The following is a 7,880-nucleotide window of genomic DNA, read 5'->3' on the forward strand; positions in this document are numbered from 1 at the left end:
AGCAGGAAAATGTAAATGTATCAATTAAGGGATATATTGATTTTTATAATGTACATTTTGATAGTGCGTATGATTCTGTGAATTTTTCGGTGTTGAAAAAGGTAACGCCAATAGAGATTTGTTTGAAGATTTTTCTGCTATATTTTCACGTTATATACCATCAGAAAAGGTGATTGTGAAGTCTTCAGAAGAGAGGCTACTTATTGGAAGAAGAACAGAGGGCAATAATCCTAATGCGATATATTGTTTTGATGTTAGAAGAAATGGTAAAAAAGAAGATGGGACGCCTAATGGAAGAAGTGTTGAAAATAGCAATAAGGCAGAAATATTAAGACCAGATTTGTACAAAAGATATTTTAGTGATACAAACTTGAGTTTTTTCTTTTCTGATGATCCAACAGAAGAAAGAACAGATAGAGAAATAATTGAGAGTTTTGCTAAAAGAAAATAATTAAAATTGTAGCATACGAGGTATATTGTTAATGATAATTTCAAAGAGGCTTGAAGATGCAGAGTTTATTATGTCGAAAGATGAACTGACATATTCTGCTGTTATCGAGGACTTTAAAAATGCAAGTCAGATACATATTTTGACGTATAATATTTCAAAAGACCAAAATGTCTTATTAAAAGCATTGAAGGATTGTGAAAAAGATACAGAGATATGTATTGTATCAAATATTCCGGGACGTTGGGAATCCTATTTTGGAAAAACCTATGCAGATAAGGCCAAAAGAAGCATTTCATTATATAAAAGTAAGTTGTCTCCACAAAAGATTGCGGATAAAGCAGAGGTTTATTTTTGTTTTTCAAATCATGCAAAAATTATTATGACTGATAATATTGCGTATGTAGGATCGTCAAACTTTTCTGAAGAAAGTGCAGACAATTTTGAGTCGGGCTTTATAAGCAGAGATGTTGATTTTATTGAACTTCTACAAGAGGAAGTGTTTCCGTGGATTATTGATAGTTCTAGCGAATATAAGACAGATGAAGAACTTTTGTTTTTAGAAATGGCAATACGAAAGAGTATTGCAATGTTTGGAGCAATGCATGAAGAGTATTATCAGATGTTTTATTTACTCTCAGATCATAGGGGAATAGAAAAATGGTATTATAATACTACAAGCAGTGTTTTACATACAAGAGACTTAGAGAAGGCAAAGGAGATATGTTATCAATACCTGGAATTATTAAAAAGAGTTAATAAAATATTTGACTTGCGTGTGTTCTATGAAAAGGGAATTGATAATTTGGATACTGTGATAGAAGAAGCAAGCCATACGATTGAAAATATGGAGATGCTTTTTACGGGAAGTGTCTATGATTTGGCTAAGTTTGATGAACAAGATTTCGTGGATGAATATCTTAGTGAATGCTATGCTGAGGCTTATGATGAAAAATTAGATTATTATGTAGATAAAGCTATGAGTGCAGCAAGTAACGCATTTGCTGAATTGGCGGAGGAAGCTAACGATGAAGCTGATATGTTACTTAGGCAAATTGAGGAGTTGGAGACTTTAGCGAAAAAAGTACTGAAATTATTCAAATCATTACCATTGAATGATATAAGAATTGATAATACAAAGAAGTAAGTGGTTTTAGCTGGGGTAAACGCTATCCCCCTAAGTGGGGCATGAATTTTTTCGCAAAAGACTACGGTTTCGCTATTTAGTATAAGAAGTAACTTTCACCGCATGTGGAGACGGTTGTCTTGCTTTCCAAGGGTGAGGTCGACTCGAAAAAGATTCGGGTTGAGTTCTCTTTGGAAGACATGGATATGTCAGAGTTTCAGGATGGGGCAACCTACACGCAGATCAAGGACTATGTACTGGAACATAGCGGATTAAAGATATCCAACCTGTATATCTCGCAGATTAAGCGGAAATGTGGGATTGAGGTAGGCAAAAACTATAATCTGCCGAAATCCGAGGATTCCAGACAACCCCAGTGTCCACCGGAAAAAGAGAAAGCAATTATGGAAGCATTCAAATATTTTGGGATGATCTAACATCCCGCAGAATGGAGGTTTCTTATGGATAGATTGACTTCTTGTGAGTTTAACATGGATACTGCCTGTGTGGAGCTGAAATTTGCGAATGGCAGCATGATTGCCATTGATACGATTGCTGTGGAAAACGAGATTGCCGACAATATGTATCAGCGGTCAGAGCTGGATTATCTGATTTACAATGACCCGGTTGGATATGCTGATTTGATACTGAACGGCGATCCCGAAACCTATTTGAAAACTGTCACAGAGTATAGATCTTTGGATAGCTGATAATTTAAGGCGGCAAGGAGCTTGGTTTCTTCTTGTCGCTGAACCTTTTTACAAGAATCTCTAAGAATAAAGCAAATACCCATATAATCATGCGAAAGGAGTGTGTGCGATGAAATTATCCTACAACAAGGTGTTCGATAGATATACAATGTCTTTTTCAGATAAACTGGCTGAATTTTCGTATTCTCTGTACAGAACACTGAGATTGCAGTTGGCAAAGATATTCCCACTTTCAGAACATGAGAAATATCGGTTTGATGATGACCCATTTTCGAAAGAAAAATCTGCTGATATGCCACAAGGCTTTGACTACATAAAAAAAGAGAGTGTCAATGGATTTGTAAAGTTAGATTACATAGATTTGTACGATTATCTTCCCAAAGAAGACCTGCCAAAGTTTATTAAGGAACTAAAGAAATGTGTTCGCCGAAATAAGATAACTTCTTTTGGTGCATTTCGTTCCCGTGAGGATATTGATAAGATCGACAATTTTGGTCGCTATTATGATGGTCAGGCTTTTACACATATTTTATCAGTTCGGTTTCGCAAAAACGAAAAGCTCCAACAATCTTGTTCTGATATTTCCGTATCTCTTCGTAATCTGTCAGCCACTTTTCTTTTAGTACAGTATCGTGTATATATTACAAAAGAATTTAATGCTAAGATCGCAGAAGTATGTAAGGAAAAGTATTCTGGATATACAACGGTTTATAGACAATTCAATACACCCTGGTATGCTGTAAAAAAATTTGGCAGATCATCTCATACTGGCAATAATGTTCGTCAAGAAAAAATCTATAAGATGATTTCTCAACTGAAGTGGCAAATATTGAAGGAAATTCGCAAGACATATTCCGTTTACTTTTGGGAAGACGGAATATTTACACCGACATTTGAAACATATTCGACCAATATCCGTCCCAGTAATGAGCGTCGCAATTTAGAGTTTTGGGATAGTATGTCGTTTGACAGAGTTGCCGACTATGCACCAACGTATAACGCCTGCGTATGCTGGGATTATAAGCATGGAGAAAATGAGGGATTACGTTTATCTGCTTTCTGTGGCGGAAATTACTCTAAAGACGATCATTTGCCGGAGATAGCCCACCATGATATCTCGGATATATATGGGGGTTATTTAACTGCAGCTACATTAGAATATGTTGCAGATAGAGATATTGCGATCTGCAATAAAAAAAATCAGCAAAGTGATTAGAAAAGCTAAAACATCCTCTGTTCTAAAACTCAGAGTTGCGGTTGAACGGAAGTTATATTATTGTTATCGTTTTATTTCTGAATTTTCAGGTAAATCTATAGATCACGATGATGCTAAAGCCTTTAGACATCAGTTTTATAAAAAAGGTTCTGTATCGTCAAGAAGTCTTGAAGGTATATCTAAAAGAATCCGGGAGACAAAAACGCAAATTGATAATATACTAAAGTTGCTGAATGATGCGGCTGAATACAGAAGCAGTGAATCAAACATAAAACTGCAGTGGATCATGATGATCGTGACTATTCTGTCTTTGTTCGTTGCATTGTCCAGTATTATCAATGGCAATGTTGTAAGTGAGATCAAAAATTTAATTGAGTGGATAAAAACACTGATTTCGTAATGAAATCTACTGTTCAATAATACGTTGATGCTTACAATTGCCCGTGGGAGAAATCCTACGGGCAATTCTTTTGTATCTTTTCTATGAACTCTATTGCTTTTGATTGTCTAATATAGTAGACTATATTTGAAATCTAACGGTGTAGACAAGGAGGGCATGAATATGGATTTTCCGAAGATTCACGAAAGTGAATATCGTTTTTGCTTGATTATGTGGGAGCATGAGCCGGTTACTGCTGCCCAGCTTGTAAAGCTGTGCCAGGATCAGCTCGGATGGAAAAGGACTACGACTTATACCGTTATCAAGCGTCTTGGAGAGCGTGGTGTGTTGAAGAATGATAATGGCACTGTTTCTTCTCTCGTTTCCAAAGATGAAGCCCAGGCGTGCGAGATCGACGAACTGCTTGAGAAGAAATTCGAGGGTTCTCTACCTGCTTTTATCGCTGCATTTACGAAACATCAGGATATGTCCGAAGATGAGCTTGACGAGGTGCAGCGTATGATCGACTGCATCCGGAGAGGAGGCAAATAATGAGCGACCTGTTTTTAAAAATCGTTAACATGAGTATATCGGCAAGCTGGCTTGTCGTGGCTGTGCTGATACTCAGACTTGTTTTGAAGAAAGCTCCCAAGTGGATCAATGTTCTGCTTTGGGGCATCGTGGCTGTCAGACTGATCTGCCCGTTTTCTTTTGAGAGTGCACTGAGCCTGATTCCAAGTGCAGAAACATTTCCTGAAAAAATAATCTCCGGGCCGAGCTTCGATGTTCAGACCGGCATTACTCCCATTGATAACCGGATAAATGATTATCTTGGAGATTGGTATTTTGAAGGTGTTACTGTTCCCACAAACAATGGTAATAACGTGATGACTATTCTTACCATTGTTTGGATTATTGGTATTCTGCTTTTAGCCACCTATACTATTATCAGCTATCAGCGTCTGAATCGAAAAGTTGATACTGCTGTTCACTACAAGGACAACATTTTCCAGAGCGAGAATGTAAGCTCTCCGTTTGTGCTTGGTATTATCAATCCGAGAATCTATCTTCCGTTCAGCATGAACGAACAGGATATGGAACACGTTGTTGCCCATGAGCAGGCGCACATTCGTCGTAAAGACCATTGGTGGAAACCCCTGGGGTTTCTCTTGCTGACGATCTATTGGTTCAATCCTCTGATGTGGCTGGCTTATGTTCTGTTGTGCCGTGACATTGAGCTTGCCTGTGATGAAAAAGTCATCAAGGAACTTGGCAACGAGCAGAGAGCCGATTACACTCAGGCACTTGTGGCCTGCAGCGTCAACCGTCGCATGATTGCGGCCTGCCCACTCGCCTTTGGTGAAGTTGGTGTTAAAGATCGTGTGAAATCCGTGATGAATTATAAGAAACCTGCGTTCTGGATTATCATTCTTGCAGTGATTGCCTGTGTGATCGTTGCGGTCTGTTTTTTGACCAACCCGATGGGATTCCAATTCGATGAAGCAACACACACCATCGTTTCCGCAAATCATTTTGATATGCGAAATGCGGATGACACGGTTGCTATTGAAATGAATCCCGCACAGATTAGTGAGTTGAGTTCTCGACTGGCCAGGGTCAAGAACACGAAGAAGAGCGATGAATATGGTGGATTCACACCGGGATATCAAATCAGCGCACTCCTGAAGGATGGCACATATATCCGGATAAACGGTTATTCTTTCTCCAACAATGGTATGGTGGATATAGAGTGGAACGGAGAACGGTATGTTGTATCCGACGGAGAGTTCCAAGATTATTTGAGTAGAATCTGTGTGGGAGGAGATGTTGCAGTTGCTGAACCTGTACCGTCTGTTACAAAATGGTTTGACTATCTTGAAACACCAGATGAGATGCAGTGGGGGGGTCGCCATGAGATTAATCTTCCAGAGTTCCCGGATGTGACTTTCCGTTGGACTTATGGAGAAATGATGGCTGTTACGGGTAACGAAATCACTTCGTTGTATACCGGGATGCCCATCTGGAACGCCTATTTCTGCGACCTCACCGGCGACGGCTTGCCTGAGTTGTGTTCTACAATCAGTTGGGGATCTGGCATGATTGATAACCGTGTCACCATCTATGACTATGCAAACGGAGCAAGCTATGAACTGTCTGACCGAGGATATTTCGATTTTACCCTCAGATTTAATGAAGCTGACGGATACCTCTATGTAGATAAAAAGAAATATAATACTGATGAACTGGTAGAAACTGGTCGATTGGTTTTCAAGAATAATTGTATTCAGATTGAAGGTTTTTCCAACGAAGCGCATCAGGTTTTCCAAGCTGAAATTCTGGAAGATCATAATGGTTATTATCTTGTGAAGCCTGTTGAAGGTAGCTGGGAACTGAATAGTGCAGACCGAATTGAAGTACCTATCAGAAATGCTCATCCATCACCAGAACCTGAAATCGGAGATGTGATTGAAATTGAATACTCCGGTGAAATCCTTGAAACTTATCCTGCACGAATTGCGGATGTTTATGGAATCAAGGTTATAAAGGAAACCGAAACATGGGACTTAATCCCTATGGTTATGGTGAACGGGATACTGTATCTTGATACTGGTCATGAAAGCAAAATAGAAGCAAGATGTGGTGTTATGGATGGAGAAATCACATCCCAGGTTGATGGAAATAAACAGCCCAGCGTTGACGATCAATCCAATTTTGGTACAGGATATGGTTATCAATACGGGGCAACTGAGGGAACCATTGAACTCTTTATGAATGGCAAGTGGTGGATCTTCGCTACCGAAGAAGCACGATAGAAAATCCAGTTCCCGTCCATAGAGGATGAACTTTCTAAGTTTTATCTGACCATTGGCTCTGAAGGTGTTAAGAGCATCAAGCTTTCAATGCCAAATTCCAGTGGCGGCTTTGAAAATGCAGATGGTTCTCTGCTCAAGAAAGGCGAACGCATCTGGCTCGAAAACCTCGATGGCTACACTGATCTGCGAGGATTAACAATAACTGCCCTGGGTGAAAACGGAGAAATCATCTGGACAGCATCAATTCCAGATGAAGAAGAAAACAAAGGATTTACCCATCTGGTAAATGATGATTGGGAAATCACAAATATCGAATAATTAGTTCCCAGCAAATAAACCGCTGCAATTCTCATTCCAAAGTGGGATGGATGTTGTAGCGGTTTTTCTTTTTATGGTTCAAATGCCACCATTGTTTCTTTTGGTAGTTTCTCATTTTCACAGTTCAGAAGATAGGCTACGGCCTTGTTCGCAAAGCGGTTGGTTTTTATCGTATCCCAATCGGCAAGATGGATGATCTCTGCTGTGCTGCTTTCAAAATCAAATGAAATCTTACCCCATTCGCCGTCGCAGTCTGCCTGGTATTCGTAGATTGCGGCGGCGATTTTCTTTTTTCGTAAACGCACTATAGTAAGTACCTGTTTTTCTGATTCATTTTCTGCAATAATAGTCTCACACTATACAGAGTTAAAAAAGTTGAGCACTTAACTTTTTTTACCGACTATGGAGGTCAGACTATGAGCAGTCAAACAAGTTTGGTAGCTGAGCAGGTTCGGCTACGGCAGTGGGCCGCACAGATACAGGAATGCCAGAACCGTCCCGCAGATATGAAAGTTGAAACCTGGTGCAGTGAGCATGGCATTACCAAAGCGAATTATTATTATCGCTTGCGCCGGGTTAGAAAAGCATGCCTGGAAGCTTGCAATCCAGAACCGGCTTTTGTGGAACTTCCAGTGCCAGCATCAGAAACAATCTCATCAGCAGATTTCCTTGTTGTTAAACCGGCAGCCGTTCTTCGAAACTCCAGAGGGCTGACACTTGAAATTTATAACCACGCTTCTACGGATGTCATCCGAGACACCATGGAGGTGTTACTTCATGCTGAATGATGCAACCGGGTTAAAAAAGATCTATCTTGCAGCTGGCTATACGGACCTGCGCAGGGGCATAGATGGTTTGGCAACGATGATT

The 7,880-nt window shown here is 39.7% G+C and carries 9 protein-coding genes and 2 pseudogenes; 10 read left to right on the top strand and 1 reads right to left on the bottom strand.

Going from position 1 to position 7,880, the window contains the following annotated elements:
- Positions 1-85: 85 nt before the first annotated feature.
- The 9 genes and pseudogenes from DXA97_RS19940 to DXA97_RS21345 form a co-directional block, all read left to right on the top strand.
- Positions 86-451, top strand: a pseudogene (locus tag DXA97_RS19940) (DUF6037 family protein); the annotation flags it as partial.
- 31 nt (positions 452-482) lie between these two features.
- Entirely contained in the window at positions 483-1,595 is a 1,113-nt protein-coding gene (locus DXA97_RS19040; protein ID WP_118721415.1) for a phospholipase D-like domain-containing protein, read from the top strand.
- A 101-nt stretch (positions 1,596-1,696) separates the two neighbouring features.
- Positions 1,697-2,011: pseudogene (locus tag DXA97_RS19045) on the top strand (23S rRNA (uracil(1939)-C(5))-methyltransferase RlmD); the annotation flags it as partial.
- Positions 2,012-2,035: 24 nt separating this feature from the next.
- Positions 2,036-2,284, top strand: a complete 249-nt coding sequence (locus DXA97_RS19050; protein WP_021630455.1) for a DUF6061 family protein — start codon at positions 2,036-2,038, stop codon at positions 2,282-2,284.
- A gap of 109 nt (positions 2,285-2,393) precedes the next feature.
- Complete coding sequence (locus tag DXA97_RS19055; protein ID WP_118721417.1) at positions 2,394-3,500, top strand: hypothetical protein; 1,107 nt, start codon at positions 2,394-2,396, stop codon at positions 3,498-3,500.
- The gene (locus DXA97_RS19060; protein ID WP_118721418.1) at positions 3,493-3,900 is read left to right on the top strand and encodes a hypothetical protein; all 408 of its coding nucleotides are present in this window, start codon (positions 3,493-3,495) and stop codon (positions 3,898-3,900) included. The genes DXA97_RS19055 and DXA97_RS19060 overlap by 8 nt, the downstream gene beginning before the upstream one ends.
- A 162-nt stretch (positions 3,901-4,062) precedes the next feature.
- Positions 4,063-4,431: a BlaI/MecI/CopY family transcriptional regulator gene (locus DXA97_RS19065; RefSeq protein WP_035299117.1), complete on the top strand. Its 369-nt coding sequence runs from the start codon at positions 4,063-4,065 to the stop codon at positions 4,429-4,431.
- Positions 4,431-6,692, top strand: coding sequence for a M56 family metallopeptidase (locus tag DXA97_RS19070; protein WP_243107776.1), 2,262 nt, complete (start codon positions 4,431-4,433; stop codon positions 6,690-6,692). Before DXA97_RS19065 ends, DXA97_RS19070 begins: the two co-directional genes overlap by 1 nt.
- 87 nt (positions 6,693-6,779) lie before the next feature.
- Complete coding sequence (locus tag DXA97_RS21345) at positions 6,780-7,010, top strand: hypothetical protein (RefSeq protein ID WP_021630459.1); 231 nt, start codon at positions 6,780-6,782, stop codon at positions 7,008-7,010.
- Positions 7,011-7,081: 71 nt separating this feature from the next.
- Here DXA97_RS21345 and DXA97_RS19075 read toward each other — a convergent pair whose 3' ends face one another.
- Entirely contained in the window at positions 7,082-7,315 is a 234-nt protein-coding gene (locus tag DXA97_RS19075) for a hypothetical protein (RefSeq protein WP_118721419.1), read from the bottom strand.
- Positions 7,316-7,426: 111 nt separating this feature from the next.
- Here DXA97_RS19075 and DXA97_RS19080 point away from each other — a divergent pair, with 111 nt between their 5' ends.
- Entirely contained in the window at positions 7,427-7,798 is a 372-nt protein-coding gene (locus DXA97_RS19080) for a hypothetical protein (protein ID WP_118721420.1), read from the top strand.
- Positions 7,799-7,880: the final 82 nt, after the last annotated feature.

The sequence above is a fragment of the Clostridium sp. OF09-36 genome, from assembly GCF_003481985.1.
In the GTDB taxonomy this organism is placed as follows: Bacteria; Bacillota; Clostridia; order Lachnospirales; family Lachnospiraceae; genus Brotaphodocola.